The sequence below is a fragment of the Brevundimonas subvibrioides genome (assembly GCF_027271155.1).
GTDB classification, from domain to species: domain Bacteria; phylum Pseudomonadota; class Alphaproteobacteria; order Caulobacterales; family Caulobacteraceae; genus Brevundimonas; species Brevundimonas subvibrioides_D.
Window position 1 is genome coordinate 2,182,460 of the sequence record NZ_CP114542.1, and the last position, 15,265, is coordinate 2,197,724.

The window sequence follows — 15,265 nt, forward strand, 5'->3', positions numbered from 1 at the left end:
TCGGCCATGTCGCCGCTGGACCTGCCTCCCGAACTGCGGACGCGCCTTCGCGCCCTGTCCATCGTCCCGCGGCGCGCGGCGGCGCTGGCCAGTGCGGGGATGCACGACAGCCGCAACCGCGGCGGTGGCCTGGAGTTCGCCCAGTACCGGGCCTATGAGCGCGGCGACGACCTGCGCGGCATCGACTGGAAGCTCTATGCCCGGTCCGACAGATTCTTCGTCCGCGACGCCGAGCGCGAAAGCCCGATCGCCGTGTGGTTCGTCATCGATGCCAGCGCCTCCATGGGTCAGGTCGATCTGGCCCGCCCCGGCTGGTCCCGCTTCGATGCCGCCCGCCGTCTGGTCGCCAGCCTGATCGAGATCGCCCTGTATCAGGGCGACCGCTTCGGTCTGATCGTGGAGGCCGCGGATGGCCCCGTCGTCATCGCGCCCGGCGGCGGCGGGCGTCACCGCGACCGTCTGCTGTTGACCCTGGCCCCGATCCAGCCCGGGGGCGTCGCCCGGTGGGAACGGGACGTCTCCGTCTTTGGCGAACAGATAGGCCGCAACGACCTGATCCTGCTGGTCAGCGACGGCTTCGACGAGGCCTGCATCGCCACCGCCGAACGCCTGGCCGCCTCCGGCCGCGACGTCGCCCTGTTCCAGGTCCTGACCACCGACGAGCGCGATTTTCCCTTCGCTCAAGGCTATCGCTTCCACGACCCTGAGACCGGCCGGGAGATCGTGGGCGATGGCCGCGCCCTGCGTCAGGAATTCAACGCCCGCTTCGCCGACGCCCGCGCCACCCTGTCCGCCCGGCTTGAGGCGAGCGGCATACGACACGTCGAGCATTTCACCGACGAGAGCGCCGACGTCCCGATCCGCACCCTGTTCCGAAGCGCAGGCCGCGCATGAGCCCCGCCCTTCTGGCCTCCCTCGGCCTGCTGGCCCTGCTGGCCCTGGCGATTCCGGTCGTCATCCACATCGCCCGCCGGACCGAGAACCGGACGATCGACTTTGCGGCCCTGCGCTGGCTCGAGGCGCGTCCGAACCCCCGGCGCAGCGTGACCGTCGACGAGCGCTGGCTGCTGGCCGTCCGTCTGCTGCTGTTGACCCTGCTGGCCGTCTGGCTGGCCCGCCCGGTGCTGTGGAACGCCGGAGATACCCGACCCGTCGTCGCGGTCGCGCCCGGCGTCGATGCCGCCATCCTCGCCTCGCTGACGGACGATGAGGAACGACGGGTCTGGCTCGCGCCCGGCTTTCCGGCCGTCGGTGGCCCCGCGCCGCGCGCCGGTCCGGACATCGCCAGCCAGATCCGGCAGCTCGACGCAGAGCTGCCGCCCCGGACCCCGCTCGCCATCGTCGTGCCCGCAACCCTGGACGGCGTCGATGCCGAACGGCCCAGACTGTCCCGTCGTGTCGACTGGCGCCTCGGGCCGGAGGCGACCTCACCTGCGACGCCGGCACCAGTCCCGCCGCTCGCCCTGTCGGTCCGCTATGCGCCAGAGACCGAAGGGGCCGTCCGCTATTTCCGGGCCGCCGCCACGGCCTGGACGACGGCCGACGCTCAGGTGGATTTCGATGCGGTCACGACGGATCGGCCCATCGGACGTAACGCCCGTGCCCTCGTCTGGCTGAGCCCCGGTCCGGTTCCCGACCGGATCGTCGCCTGGGTTCGCGACGGCGGGACCATTCTCGCTGCACTCGACGCCGCTGTTCCGGTCGAGGGCGAAACTACGCCCGTCTGGCGAGACGAGACCGGCGCAACGCTCGCGCTCGCCGGAGCCCTCGGTCGCGGCCGCGTCGTCCGCCTGACCCGTCCCCTGGAGCCGGCCTCCATCCCGGGTCTTGTCGAGGCCACCTTCCCCGATGCCCTGATGGCGATGTTGCGCCCGGCACCCGCCCCGACCCGTGTCGCTGCCGCCGCCTGGTCGCCCCTGACCGGAGCCGTGCCCTACGAACAGCCACCGCTGGACATGCGTCCCTGGCTGGCCCTGCTGATCACCGCCGCCTTCGCCGCCGAGCGATGGATGGCCACCCGGCGGCAAAGGGCGGTCGCGCCGTGACCGCAGTGCCCGTCCTTCTGGACCGCCAGCGCGAAGCCCAGTGGCGGACCGTTGCCGACACCCTGGCCATCGGCCTGCCCGCCGTCGTGGTCGCGTCGGCGCTCGGCGGGCGGTTCCTCGGGCTCGCGGGGCTTTTCGTGCCGGGTCTTCTCGTCCTGGGCGTCCTGGCGGTCTTCGCCATCGGCCGCGCCCGGCGGCTGGACCGGGACTGGCTGATCGGCGCGCTGGACGCCCGCCTGCCAGGCTTCGAGGACAGCTCGGCCCTGCTGTTCCGCGACCGCGACGACCTGCCCGGTCTCACAGGCCTCCAGCGCGCCCGCATCGAGGGGCGTATCGACGACGCCCGCACGGTCGATCTGCGGCCAGCATGGTCCCGTCGTCGGATCGCCATAAGCTGGGCCGCGGGGGCGGTCCTGACCACGCTTATCCTGGCCTGGCCCGCGCCCGGCACGACCGCCCGCACGACGACCGATGGCCAATCCGCGCCCGGCGCTGCCGGTCCCCCCGCGATCACTGCCGTGCGCCTCAGGATCACGCCCCCCGCCTACACCGGCCTCCCGGTCCGTGAGCAGACCGCCCTGGACGCCAGCGTGCCCGAAGGCTCCCGCGTCGAATGGATCGTCGACTTCGCCCCCCAGCCGACGACGGCCAGCGTCGATGTGCCGGAAGGCCGTGCAACGCCGCTGCTGCGCGACGGCACCCGATGGACGGGCAGCCGCCCGGTCGACCGACCGACCCTGTATCGCATCGCGGCAGACGGCTTGCCCCGCCAGCGCCTGCACCGGCTCGACGCCGTCGCCGATGTCGCCCCCGTGGTCCAGCTGATCGAGCCCGATCGCCAGCTTCTGCTCGTCACCCCTGGCCAGACCCGCTGGACCCCGGTGTTCGAAGTCAGCGACGACTATGGCGTACTCGACACCGCCACCCTCAGGATCACCGTGACTAAGGGCGACGGCGAGACCATCACCTTCGAACAGCGATCGACCGCGCTGACCGGCACGGGCGAGGCGCGCCGACGCCGCTTCTCCACGACCCTGGACCTGGCCCGCGAAGGGATGGCTCCCGGCAGCGACCTGATCGTCCAGCTGGTCGTCAGCGACAACCGCGCTCCCGAACGCCATGTCGTCGAGGGACCCAGCGTGATCCTGCGCTGGCCAACCGACCTGGGTCTGGCAGACGGTCTGGACGGCATGGCCGCCCCCGTCCTGCCCGTCTATTTCGCCAGCCAGCGCCAGATCATCATCGACATGGAGGCCCTGATCGCCGAACGATCCCGGCTGGATCCGGCAAGGTTCGTCAGCCGCTCGGACGCCATCGGCAACGATCAGGCCCGTCTGCGCAACCGCTACAGCCAGTTCATGGGCGGAGAGAATGAGGTCGGCGGCTCGACCGGCGGCATCGTCCTGCCCACCAGTGACGACCCGCCTGCGCCTGCCTTGCCGACCAACGACGCCCCCGCCCCGCCCCGTTTCGAGCGTCCCGACGACCACCCCGATCACGACGGTCACCAGGAGGGCGACACGGCCCCCTCCGGCATCGGTCACGAGGAGGACGTCCTGCACGCCTTCGGCCATGCCCATGACGAGGGCGACGCCGCCACCCTGTTCGACCCCGGCACCCGCTCGACGCTCAGCCAGATGCTGGACGCGATGTGGAGCTCCGAGCGCGCCCTGCGTCAGGGCCGACCCGAGGATGCCCTGCCTTTCGCCAACATCGCGCTGGAGCTGCTGAAACAGGCGCAGCAGGCGACCCGCATCTTCCTTCGCCGGACCGGCTCGGACCTGCCGCCGGTCGATCTGTCCCGCCGCCTGAGCGGAAGGCGCGACGATATCGTCGCCGAGGATCCGCCTCCGCCCGTCCGCACGCCGGCCGACACCGTCGTCGCGGAGGCCTGGCGCGCCCTGGACGAAAGGCCGACGCCGGGACGCGCGCCATCGCTGGCCCTGGGTGCCCTGGAGCGCTGGGTGCGCGAGAACCGGGGACGGCTGTCCGATCCGCTGGCGCTGGGCGCCGCCATCGACACGGTGCGGAACGAACCCGGCTGCCTGGACTGCCGCCGCCGCCTGCGCGCGCTTCTCTGGAGCGCACTGGAACGCCCGCCCGTCGCCGTGCGCCGTCGTGAGGCCCCCGGCACACGCGGCCAGCGTTATCTGGATGCCCTACGATGACGGCCGGTGCCTTCGATGCCCGTCTGTGGGTGGCGCTGGTCCTTGGTGTCGCCGTTGCAGCAGGCCTGCTGCGCCTCCTGATCTGGCAACGTGCGTCGGTCGAGGCAGACAGGGCCCCACGCTGGCGTCTGCTGACGCTGGGGGCGCTTCAGGTCGCGGCCGGGGCGCTGGTCTGGTTCACCCTGTTTCCCCCCGCGGCCATCCTGCGCACCGGCACCCTGATCGTCGCCACCGCCGGATCGCCGACGACGATCGCCATGATGCCCGGCGATGTGCGCGTCGCCCTGCCCGAAGCGGGCGAGATCGCGGAGGCCGAGCGTGTCCCCGATCTCGCCACCGCCCTGCGCCGCCATGCCTCGGCCAGCCGAATTCGCATCGAGGGCGGTGGGCTGATCCCACGCGACCGGACGCCCTTGCCCCGACCCGTCGACTTCGACCCGCCGCCGGTCCCGGCCGGGCTGATCGACCTGACCCTGCCCGCGCCCACCGCCCCCGGAGGGACAGTCCAGGTCGGTGGACAGGTCGGCCGTCTGCCCTCCGGCGCGATCGAGCTGGTCGATCCGGCCGACACGGTCGTCGACCGCCTCCGTGTCGTCGCCAACCAGCGCTTCGTCCTGACCGCCAGCACCCGTGCGCCCGGCCTCGCCCTGTTCGACCTGCGTCTGCGCGACACGAACGGAAAGATCGTCGAGCGGATCGCCATTCCGGTCGAGACCCAGGCCCAGACGCCGCCCCGCATCCGCGTCCTGGCCGGTGCACCCGGTCCGGAAACCAAATACCTCCAGCGCTGGGCCCTCGACGCCGGGATCGATCTGGGCATCGACATGGACCTGGGTGCCGGCATCCGGCTGGGGGATGCGCCCCTGATCCTCAATGCGGCGTCGCTCGACGCCGTCGATCTGGTCGTCATCGACGACCGGCGCTGGGAAGCGCTTGGGGTCGGTGGCCGAACCGCGCTGGCCGGAGCCGTCGATCGCGGCATGGGCCTGTTGCTGCGTCCCACAGGCACATTGTCGGCCGCGACCCGCCGCGACTGGGCCAGTCTGGGCCTGACGCTGACCGGCAGTGGCGAGGTCCTGCCGCTCCGGCTCGATCGCCCGACGGCCGGATCGGCCGCCCCGGAATCCGCCGCGCCCGAGGAAGAGGCCCTGCCCGAACTCGGCCGTCTGGACACGACCCCTGCCGGCACCGACGCCGTCTCCATCATCAGGGATCCCGAGGGCCTCCCCCTCGCCAGCTGGCGCGCGCGAGGCCGGGGGCGGGTCGGCCTGTGGACGGTGACCGACAGCCATGCCCTGGTCCTGACCGGGCGGTCGGATCGATACGGAGACCTGTGGAGCGCCCTGTTTTCGGACCTCGCCCGCGCGGGCGATGCCACCCGCGCCTCGGTGTCCGGCATCCCGCACGCCGGAACGCGCTTTGCCATCTGCGGCCTTGCAGGACAGGCCAGCGTCATTGGACCTGACGGGTCTGAGCAACCCCTTCGCATCGACCCGATCACCGGCGCCCAGGCCTGCGCCGGTGTCTGGCCCGAGCGCAGTGGCTGGCATCTGGTTCGCGACGGGCGCGGACGCGAGACCAGCGTCTACGTCCAGCCGGCCGAGGCGACGCCCTCGCTCGTGGCCGCCGAGCGCAGAACCGCCACCCTGGCCCTGATGCACGCCACCTCCCGGACCGCGTCATCGGCGGCCCCGATCCGTGCAGAGGGTTCACCGTGGCCCTGGTTCATTGCGCTGCTGCTGACACTGACTGGCCTGTGGTGGCTGGAGCGCAATCGCACGTTCGCCCTGCCCATCCGGGCACAGTGGTTCCAGCGTCGACCGCCCGTGGCCTGAACAGTTCAGCGTGCGAGGTTCTTGCCCATCGGCCGAACCCGTGTAGCGTCACCGTTCGAGACGGAGGGGATCATGACAGACCGCAACAATCGCACGGCCTGGCACGCAAGGTTGCAGCGATGGCTGACCACGCCCCTGATGCTGATGTCGATGACCCTGACGCTGGGCCTCGCCGCCTGCGCCACGCCGACCGGCAACCCCACCACGCCACCGACCGCCGCCGTCATGGTCGAGGCCTGGATCGGACCGGTCGAGGAAGTCCGCACCGACCGCGTCATGACCTTCTACCGGGCCTATGGCGGTGGCGCGAACCGGCTGGGAGCCTGGCTGTCACCGACCCCGCCCGCCTCCCGCCAGTCGGTGCGCGAAAGCCTGGCCCTGCCGCCCCAGAACACGGCCGAGTTCTATTCCGTGGTCACCGTACCGGCCGGCACGCTGATGAAGGTCGGCACGGCCGCCCCCGCCTTCCACCAGCCGGGCGGTGGCCGGCAAGTGCAGCTGCTGGAGCTGATTCCACCCGAAAGCTTCTCTGACCCCATGCCCCTGCCATGAGACACCCCGATGAGGCGACCGCGATCGACCTGCCCGGTGGCGACCGGCTTGCCCTCTATGCCTTTTCCGCGAGCGCAGCGGATCGCGGCACGATCGTCCGCCTGCATCACCGGCGCCGTCTCTGGACCGCCAACCCGCCCGCCAGCGACGCCCCGGACGCCTTCGTGTCGCTGGGTTACGAGGGGAGCGTCGTGATCGCCGACACCTGGCAAGGTCTTCGCGTCCGCATCGACCCGGACACGGGCGCGATCCTGGACAGCACCTTCGTCAAATAGGCTGCGGTCCCTTGTATCCGAACCGGACCCACAGGGCGAACCCGACCATGACCGCCGCGATCAGCACCAGCCAAAGCGGCCCGATCGTGCTCCACAGCAGATAGAGGTTCAGGACCGCGATGATGCCGCAGATCGCATAGCCCACGATCTGTACCGGCAGCGGATTGGCGAAGACCCCCATCCTCGCCCTGGACGAAGTCAGCATCATCAGCGGAAAGATCGCGAACGGCAGCTGCATCGACAGCACCACCTGCGAGATGACCAGCAGCTGCACCGTATTCCGCCCGCCGGTCGCCGATACGATCACCAGGGCGGGAACGATGGCGATGGACCGCGTGATGATCCGTCGGACCCAGGGCTTGATCCGGATCTTCAGGAAACCCTCCATCACGATCTGACCCGCCAGGGTGCCGGTGATGGTCGAGGACTGGCCCGACGCCAGCAACGCGACCGCGAACAGCGTCGCCGCCGCCCCACCAAGGGCGGGCGTCAGCAGTTCATGCGCCTGGCGCAGGTCGTCGACCACGATCCCTGCCTTCCAGAATACCGCCGCCGCCAGCACCAGGATCGCCGCGTTCACGAAGAAGGCGCAGCCAAGGGCGAAGATGGTGTCGAAGGTGTTGTGCCCGATGGCGGCCTTCAGATCGGCCGCACCTCGCCCGTGTCGGCGCGTCTGCACGATCGACGAATGCAGATACAGATTATGCGGCATCACCGTCGCGCCCAGTATGCCGAGGGAAATCAACAGCGCCCCGCCTCCCGGAAGGCCCGGCACCAGCGTGCCCGCGGCGACGGCCAGCCAGTCCGGTCGGGCCAGGAAGATCGACCAGGCGAAACAGGCCGCGATGGTCGCGACCAGGGCGATGATGATCGCCTCCATCCACCGGAAGCCAAGGTTCATCAGCATCAGCAACAGGATGACGTCGAACCCGGTGATGACGACGCCCCAGACCATCGGGATGCCGAACAGCAGGTTCAACGCCACCGCCGCCCCGACCAGTTCGGCCAGATCGCAGGCGATGATGGCGATCTCGCACAGGAACCACAGCGCGATGGACGTGGGTCTGGAAAAACGGTCCCGACACGCCTGGGCCAGATCCTGTCCCGTCACCAGACCAAGCCGCGCGCACAGCACCTGCAGGAACATGGCCATCAGACTCGACGCCAGGATGACCCACAGCAGGGCGTATCCGAACTGGCTGCCCCCCGCCAGATCGGTGCCCCAGTTGCCGGGGTCCATATAGCCGACGGCGACCAGGAATCCCGGCCCGCCGAACGCCAGCATCCGGCGCCACCACGGGCGCGCGACCTCACCTTCGGACCACACGCCGACGGTCCGGTGCACTTCCGGCAGGGATCGGTCGAAATCGGTCTCGGACGGCACGGAGGCTCTCGACTCGAGGAAATTCAGCTTAGGCTGAATCTCTATACGCGCGCCGGGGCTTCGGGATGCAAGGAATTCAGCGACCGCTGCGCAGTTGCTCGGTCATCTTCTGGAACAGGGCCAGGGTTTCGGGGCTGACATGGTGCTCGATGCCCTCGGCATCGGCCTCGGCCGTCTCCCCGCTGACGCCGAGCGCTGTCAGGAATTCGTGCACGATCCGGTGCCGCTCGCGCGACGCCGCCGCCATCGTTTCTCCGGCCTCGGTCAGGGTGATGGCGCGATAGGGCTTTGTCTCGACCAGTCCATCCCGCTGCAGCCGCTGCAGTGCCTTGGCTGCTGTCGCGGGGGCCACGCCGAGGCAGTCGGCCAGATCGGTCAGCCGCGCCGAGCCGTGTTCCGCGATCAGGTCGCCGACCAGTTCGACGTAATCTTCCGCCACCTCGCTGGAGCGGGCATCCCGCATCCGTCGAAAGGCGGCGGCTCGTCTGGCGGCACCGGGAACCTGGACCACGTCTGTCACTCCACTGGCGGCAGAACCGCGAAACATCGACAGCTTTAGCCGATCCGGTCGAATTGCGAAGCCGTCGTCATTCCGGGCCCGGGCTCGTGAAAACAAGGCCGGAGGCGATCGCTCGGATCCGGCCCGGATCCGCGTTCAGGGGCGCACGACTTCCACGGCGCGCCGCTCCCCCGGGGTCGGCCGCGATTGACACCGGTATCATCGCCGCGCGAAACACTGTCTGACACCGGTATCAGAACGCGAGCCCATCCCGATGACGCAGACCGTCACCAGTCGCATCCTGTCGATGGGCCCCGGTGTGGCAGCGCTTGTGGCGATCGCGGCCTGCGCGCATGCCGGTCCCCGACCGACACCGGCACCCGAAGCCGTCGTCGCCTTTCCCGGGGCCGCGGGTGCCGGCCGCATCTCGATGGGCGGACGCGGCGGTGCCGTCGTCCGGGTCACCAACCTGAACGACTCCGGCCCGGGCAGCCTGCGTGCCGCCGTGGAGACCGAAGGGCCGCGCACTGTCGTCTTCGACATCGGCGGGACCATTCACCTGCTGACACCCCTGCGCATCCGCGAGCCGCGCATCACCCTCGCGGGCCAGACTGCGCCCGGCGGCGGTATCACCCTGCGCGGCCAGCCGCTGCTGATCTCGGCCGACGATGTCGTGGTCCGCTATATCCGCTCCCGCCTCGGTGACGCCGACCGGGTCGAGACCGACGCCGTCACCATCGACCGGGGCAGCCGCATCATCCTCGACCATGTCTCCGCCTCCTGGTCGGTGGACGAGACCCTGTCGATCGGCAGCCGGGACCGGGTCATCGACGCCGTGACCGTCCAGTGGTCGGTCATCGCCGAAAGCCTGAACCTGTCGACCCATTCCAAGGGGGACCACGGCTATGGCTCCCTCGTGCGCGGCAATCGCGGGGCGCACTTCACCTTCCACCACAATCTTTGGGCCAGCCACCGGGCGCGGATGCCCCGCCCCGGCAACTATCTGAGCCCGGATGTCGACCCCGTCGGGGCGCGGTTCGAGTTCACCAACAACGTCTTCTACAACTGGGGCCAGGGTCATGCCGGCTACAACTCCGACAAGGAACCCGCGACCGTCTCGACCTATGCCTTCGTCGCCAATGCCTATCGCCGGGGCCCGGATTCGACCGGCGCGATCATCTTCGAGGAAGAGAGCACGGCCGCCCACGCCTGGTTCGACGCCAACAGCATCGGCGGCGTCGTGCCCGGCGATCCGTGGGAAGCGGTGACCGGCGACGACACCCCCGGCTACCGCCTGACCGCCCTCCCCGACTGGGCCACCCCCGCCACCGAAACCGCCGAACAGGCCTATGCGTCCGTCCTGGCCAGGGCCGGCGCGTCCCATGTCCGTGACGCCGTCGACACCCGCATCCTGGCCGGCGTCGCGGATGGTACCGGTCGCATCATCGACAGTCAGAGCGACGTCGGCGGCTGGCCCGACCTGGCCCCCGGCACACCCTGGACCGACACCGACGGCGACGGCATGCCCGACGACTGGGAGACCGCCGAGGGTCACGATCCGCGCGCCGCCGACGGCACCGCCGACCGCGACGGCGACGGCTACACCAATCTGGAAGACTGGCTGAACAGCCTGGCCGGCTAGCGTCCGGTCGTTTCCGGATCCCCGTCCCGGAACCGCCACTTCATGCCCAGAACGCCGGCGGCCATCAGCAGGGCGCAGGCATTGGCGATCGTCACTGGCCAGGCCTCGGTCAGCACGCCATAGACCACCCACAGCACGAAACAGGTCACGGTCAGCGCATAGGTCCGCAGCGACACGGACGACGCGTCCCGCTCCTTCCAGATCTTGATCATCTGCGGCGCGAAACTGGTGATCGAGCACAGGGCCGCGGCGGTACCGAAGGCCGTCGCGATCCAGTCGCTCATGTCGAGGCCTTCGGACGCGCGCGGGTGGCGGGCTTGCGTTCGGCGGCGGGGGTCGCGGCCCTCGGCTCTGCCACCTCCACGTCCTCGGCCCGGACGGCGGGTTTGCCCTTGATGGCCCGCGCAGGCTTGCCGGCATGGACTTCCTGCGCCCGGTGCTCGACCTCTTCCAGGATCTTGTCCAGTTCGCGCTCGGTCAGGTGCTCGATACCGATGAACCGCGCGTCGGCCTTCTTCACCGCATAGACCAGCTCGTCCAGCTTGGCCTGCATCGCCGCGCCGTCGCGGTTCTGGGTGTTCTGGATCAGGAACACCATCAGGAAGGTGATGATGGTCGTGCCGGTGTTGATGACCAGCTGCCAGGTCTCGCTGAACCTGAAGATCGGCCCGGTCACCGCCCAGATCAGGACGATCATCAGGCAGGCGATGAAGGTCCAGGGCTTGCCCGCGACCTTGGCGGTCAGGGTGGCGAAGCGGATGAACAGTCTTTCCATGGCGTCCTAACTGCACCGCCTGGCGGTGGTTTTTGGGTCGGCGAGGCGACCTAACGACCGTGCGGGGCCAGCAGCGGAGCCAGGTCCGGCAGGTCGTCGGCCGAGCGCGCAAACGTCGGCGGCCGGATCGCATGGGTCGCCTGTTCATAGGCGTATCCCAGCGACAGGATCCGCGCGTCGTCCCACTTCGTGCCGATGAAGCTGATCCCGACCGGCAACCCCTGGACGAAGCCCATCGGCACGGTCAGGTGCGGATAGCCCGCCACCGCCGGCAGGGTGGACGCCGCCCCCAGATAGTGGTCGCCGTTGACCGCATCGATCGACCAGGCCGGCCCCACCGTCGGAGCCACCAGCGCCACGACATTGTTCTCGCTCAACATCTTGTCGATCCCTTCGACCCCCGCCAGCCGCAGCGAGGTCTCGCGCGCCGCGATATACTCCGGCGTGTTCAGCCCGGTCGTGGCTTCCGCCGCAATGAAGGTCTCCTGCCCGAACAAGCCCATCTCACGCGGCGTGGCGTCGTTGAAGGCGATCACGTCGGCCAGGGTCCGCGTCTTCACCTGGGTGGGATCGGTCGAGGCCAGATAGGCGTTCAGGTCGGCCTTCAGCTCGTAGTGCAGCACTGTGCCCTCGGCCTCCCCGATGGCCTCCATGTCGGGCCCCTCGGTGATCTCGACCAGCACCGCGCCCGCATCGCGCAGCGCCTGCAGATTCGCCTCGAATACCCGGTCCGTCCCGGCGGAGTAGCCCGTCAGGAAGCGCGCCACCCCGATCCGCGTGCCCCTCAGCGACCCAGCATCCAGCGCCGCCCGGAAGTCGACCTTCCGCGCATCGGCCTCCGCCGTCGCGGGGTCGGCGGGGTCGGATCCCGCGATGACCGACAGGACGATAGCTGCGTCCTCGACCGTGCGGGTCATCGGCCCGGCCGTGTCCTGCGAATGGCTGATCGGCACGATATGGGTGCGGCTGACCATGCCGACCGTGGGCTTGAAGCCGACGATGCCGTTGATCGCCGCCGGACAGACGATCGACCCGTCTGTCTCGGTTCCGATCGCCGCCGGTGCCAGCCCCGCCGCCACCGCCGCCCCGCTGCCCGAGGACGAGCCGCAGGTGTTCCGGTCCAGCGCATGCGGATTGCGCGTCTGTCCCCCCACCGCGCTCCAGCCGGACACGGAGGCCGAGGAGCGGATGTTGGCCCATTCCGACAGATTGGTCTTGCCCAGGATCACCGCCCCGGCCGCGCGGAGGCGGGCGACCAGAGGCGCGTCCCGGCCGGGGGCGTTGTCGAGCAGCGCCAGCGATCCGGCGGTGGTCGGCATGTCGCGCGTTTCGATGTTGTCCTTGAGAAGGATCGGCAAGCCCATGATCTGCCGGCTTACCGAGGAGTCGAGACCCTGCACGTCGGCCCATCTGATAACAGCGTTCGTGCCATTTTCGTCAATCGCGCAGTAGCCCCTAACGCTGACATCAATGTACCGGACACATCGCGGTGACCAACGTTCGTCAGCTTCATTCGAGGTCGAAGCGGCCGCTGCAGCGGCCGAGGCGGCCGCATCCGCTGCTGCGGCAGCGGCTATTCTCGCAGCGGCAGCAGCTTGCGAAGGGGTCGCGGGTGGGCCGTCATAATCGTCGTATAGCGCAGACGGCGTCGAAGTCTCGCATCCAGCAAGGAAGAGGACAGTCATCAGGCCAGCAAACGCCACTGCCCTCCGCTCATCCCGGCGAAAGCCAAGAGCCAGTGCTTTGGGCGATGACTGCCACTCGTTTCTCTTCGACATCGATCCCGGCCACCCTGCTTGAGCGAAAGAACTGGATCCCGGCCTGCGCCGCGATCAGCGAAACGTCTAATCGGACGTCCCGTGCGACCGCGACCCGATGGTCCGGTCGAGGAAGTCCAGATACGTCTGCCACTGCTGAAGCTGGCGCTCATTGCCGCGCACCCCGTGGCGCTGGCCTGGATAGAGCATCATCTCGAACGGGATGGACCTGGCCTGCAAGGCATCGATCACCCGGGTCGAGTTCTCCAGGATCACGTTGTCGTCCGCCATCCCGTGCATCAGCAGCATCCGGCCCGTCAGGTTGTCGAGCCGCGGAATCGCATCCGCCGCCGCATAGCCCTCCGGATTCGCTTCCGGCGTCGACATGAACCGCTCGGTGTAGTGGGTGTCGTACAGGTTCCACTGGGTCGGAGGTGCCCCCACCGCCGCCGCCGCCAGCCCCATATCCGGCTCGGTAATGGCCCGCAGGCTCATGAACCCGCCATAGGACCAGCCCATCATCGCGATGCGGGCGTCATCGACATAGGGCAGTGTTCTCAGATAGTTGGCCGCCAGAACCTGATCCTCGATCTCAGGCTGTCCCATACGCAGATGCAGGGCCTGTTTGAACCGCGCCGAGCGATAGCCCTCGCCGCGGTTGTCCAGCCGGAACACGATGTATCCGGCCTCAGTCAACAGTTGATTGGTCGCCGGCTGCCATCCCGCCCGCACCCCGCCCGCCGACGGCCCGCCATACACCTGCATGATGACGGGATAGGTCCTGCTCGGGTCGAAGCCATAGGGCTTGGTCATCATCCACTGCAGGGTCTCGCCGTGGCTTTCCAGCGTCCCGAATTCCGGGTCCATCCGCCGCTCGCGGTACGGCCAGAACGGATGATCCTCATCCAGCCTGTTCTCTTCGATCCAGCGCACGAAGGTCCCGTCGGCGCGGTAAAGCGCGGTCTGCGGTGGCGTATCGACGTCGGAATAGGTGGTGACATAGGCTGTGGCCGTGTCGTTCAGGGTGAACGATCCGCTCGTCTCCGTGACCGCGACCGGCGCCCCGCCCGAAAGGGCCACGGTGAACAGACGACGCTCCAGCGGCGCCTCGACCCCGTCGCGCATCGAGGCGGAGAAGAAGACCCGGCCGGTCTCCTCATCGACCCCGTCCAGCGTCTGGACCGGCCAGTCGCCCTCCGTCAGGGCCCGCACCTTCCGGCCCGCGGCGTCGTACAGATACAGGTGCCGCCAGCCGGTGCTCTCGTCCGACCAGATGAAGCCCCCGTCCTTCAGCGGCTTGAAGTCGTCGGTCAGCTCGACCCAGGCGTCGGAGGTCTGGGTCGCGATCACCCGCGATGTGCCCGTCGCCGGATCGACGCTCAGCAGATCCAGCGTCTTCTGGTCCCGGCTCTGGCGCTGGACGTACAGGGTCTTTCCGTCCTGCGACCAGTTCACCCGCGCCAGATAGATGTCGGTGTTGTCGCCAAGGTCGACCTTGACCCGCCGGTTGGCCGTCACGTCCTGAACATAAAGCTCGACAACCGCATTGGGTCGGCCGGCACGGGGATAGCGCTGCTCGACCACGCTGGCCCCGCCCCCGGAGATATCCAGCCGGGGCACGACGTCCACGGTCGATTCATCGGTCCTCTGCAGGGCGATGAACCGCTCGTCCGGGCTCCACCAGTAGCCGGTGTCGCGGTCCATCTCCTCCTGGGCGATGAACTCGGCGGTGGCCCAGGTGATCAGACCCTCACCGTCGCTCGTGACCGCTTGCTCGTCTCCGCTGGCCAGGTTCAGCACCACCAGGTCCTGGTCGCGCACGAAGCTGACGAAATTGCCCTTGGGGCTGACCTTGGCATCGATCTCGTCGGCCGGGGTCTCGGTCAGGCGGCGCACCTGCCCGCCCTCGCGGCTGGCCAGGAAGATGTCGCCTTCCAGCGGGGCCAGGATATAGCGCCCCTGCTCGTCCCACGAGTATTCGACCACCCCGCGCTGCGAAATCCGCATCCGCTCGCGGCGGGCCTTCTCGGCCTCCGACAGTTCGCCCGCATCGGGCACCAGGGCGCGCGCGTCGATCAGCTTGAACGGTTCGCCCGCCCCCGTCGGCGCGGCCCACAGGTCCAGCACCGAAACATCGTCCGGCCGCGCCCTCAGGAAGGCGACCAGCGCCCCGTCGGGCGACAGGCTGACCCCCTGCGCCACCGGCCCGTTCAGGCTTGGACTGGAAAACACCCGCTCCGGCGTCAGCACGGCGGGATCCGGCGTTTGAGCGAGCGCCGATCCGGCGGTCAGGACGAGGGCGGAGACGAGAAGGACTGTGCGCATGGGCGGAC

At 69.3% G+C, this 15,265-nt stretch carries 13 protein-coding genes; 7 read left to right on the forward strand and 6 right to left on the reverse strand.

Features of this window, described 5'->3' with window-relative positions; translation table 11 throughout:
* The first annotated feature begins 6 nt into the window (after positions 1-6).
* From O3139_RS10960 to O3139_RS10985, 6 genes are all read left to right on the forward strand, one after another.
* Positions 7-894, forward strand: a complete 888-nt coding sequence (locus O3139_RS10960) for a DUF58 domain-containing protein (RefSeq protein ID WP_269514110.1) — start codon at positions 7-9, stop codon at positions 892-894.
* The gene (locus tag O3139_RS10965) at positions 891-2,045 is read left to right on the forward strand and encodes a BatA domain-containing protein (protein WP_269514111.1); all 1,155 of its coding nucleotides are present in this window, start codon (positions 891-893) and stop codon (positions 2,043-2,045) included. Before O3139_RS10960 ends, O3139_RS10965 begins: the two co-directional genes overlap by 4 nt.
* Complete coding sequence (locus O3139_RS10970; RefSeq protein WP_269514112.1) at positions 2,042-4,213, forward strand: DUF4175 family protein; 2,172 nt, start codon at positions 2,042-2,044, stop codon at positions 4,211-4,213. Before O3139_RS10965 ends, O3139_RS10970 begins: the two co-directional genes overlap by 4 nt.
* Entirely contained in the window at positions 4,210-6,048 is a 1,839-nt protein-coding gene (locus O3139_RS10975) for a hypothetical protein (protein WP_269514113.1), read from the forward strand. Before O3139_RS10970 ends, O3139_RS10975 begins: the two co-directional genes overlap by 4 nt.
* Positions 6,049-6,120: 72 nt before the next feature.
* Positions 6,121-6,600: a glycohydrolase toxin TNT-related protein gene (locus O3139_RS10980; protein ID WP_269514114.1), complete on the forward strand. Its 480-nt coding sequence runs from the start codon at positions 6,121-6,123 to the stop codon at positions 6,598-6,600.
* Positions 6,597-6,875, forward strand: coding sequence for a hypothetical protein (locus O3139_RS10985; RefSeq protein ID WP_269514115.1), 279 nt, complete (start codon positions 6,597-6,599; stop codon positions 6,873-6,875). The genes O3139_RS10980 and O3139_RS10985 overlap by 4 nt, the downstream gene beginning before the upstream one ends.
* On the opposite strand, the gene O3139_RS10990 is transcribed toward O3139_RS10985, so the two are convergent.
* Positions 6,868-8,259 carry an Nramp family divalent metal transporter gene (locus tag O3139_RS10990; RefSeq protein WP_269514116.1) on the reverse strand — a complete coding sequence of 464 codons (1,392 nt, stop codon included), beginning with the start codon at positions 8,257-8,259 and terminating at the stop codon, positions 6,868-6,870. The two genes, O3139_RS10985 and O3139_RS10990, sit on opposite strands and share 8 nt — an antisense overlap.
* 76 nt (positions 8,260-8,335) lie before the next feature.
* Positions 8,336-8,770: a manganese-binding transcriptional regulator MntR gene (mntR, locus tag O3139_RS10995; RefSeq protein ID WP_269514117.1), complete on the reverse strand. Its 435-nt coding sequence runs from the start codon at positions 8,768-8,770 to the stop codon at positions 8,336-8,338.
* 262 nt (positions 8,771-9,032) lie between these two features.
* Here mntR and O3139_RS11000 point away from each other — a divergent pair, with 262 nt between their 5' ends.
* Positions 9,033-10,400 carry a pectate lyase family protein gene (locus O3139_RS11000; protein ID WP_269514118.1) on the forward strand — a complete coding sequence of 456 codons (1,368 nt, stop codon included), beginning with the start codon at positions 9,033-9,035 and terminating at the stop codon, positions 10,398-10,400.
* Here the strand turns inward: O3139_RS11000 and O3139_RS11005 are convergent.
* The 4 genes from O3139_RS11005 to O3139_RS11020 form a co-directional block, all read right to left on the reverse strand.
* Entirely contained in the window at positions 10,397-10,684 is a 288-nt protein-coding gene (locus tag O3139_RS11005; protein ID WP_269514119.1) for a SemiSWEET family sugar transporter, read from the reverse strand. The genes O3139_RS11000 and O3139_RS11005 overlap by 4 nt on opposite strands.
* On the reverse strand, positions 10,681-11,175 hold the full coding sequence (locus O3139_RS11010; protein WP_269514120.1) for a low affinity iron permease family protein: 495 nt from the start codon (positions 11,173-11,175) through the stop codon (positions 10,681-10,683). Before O3139_RS11010 ends, O3139_RS11005 begins: the two co-directional genes overlap by 4 nt.
* A 50-nt stretch (positions 11,176-11,225) precedes the next feature.
* A complete protein-coding gene (locus tag O3139_RS11015; RefSeq protein ID WP_420022354.1) occupies positions 11,226-12,752 on the reverse strand; it encodes an amidase in 1,527 nt (508 codons plus the stop codon).
* 267 nt (positions 12,753-13,019) lie between these two features.
* Complete coding sequence (locus O3139_RS11020) at positions 13,020-15,257, reverse strand: S9 family peptidase (RefSeq protein ID WP_269514122.1); 2,238 nt, start codon at positions 15,255-15,257, stop codon at positions 13,020-13,022.
* Between the last annotated feature and the right edge of the window lie 8 nt (positions 15,258-15,265).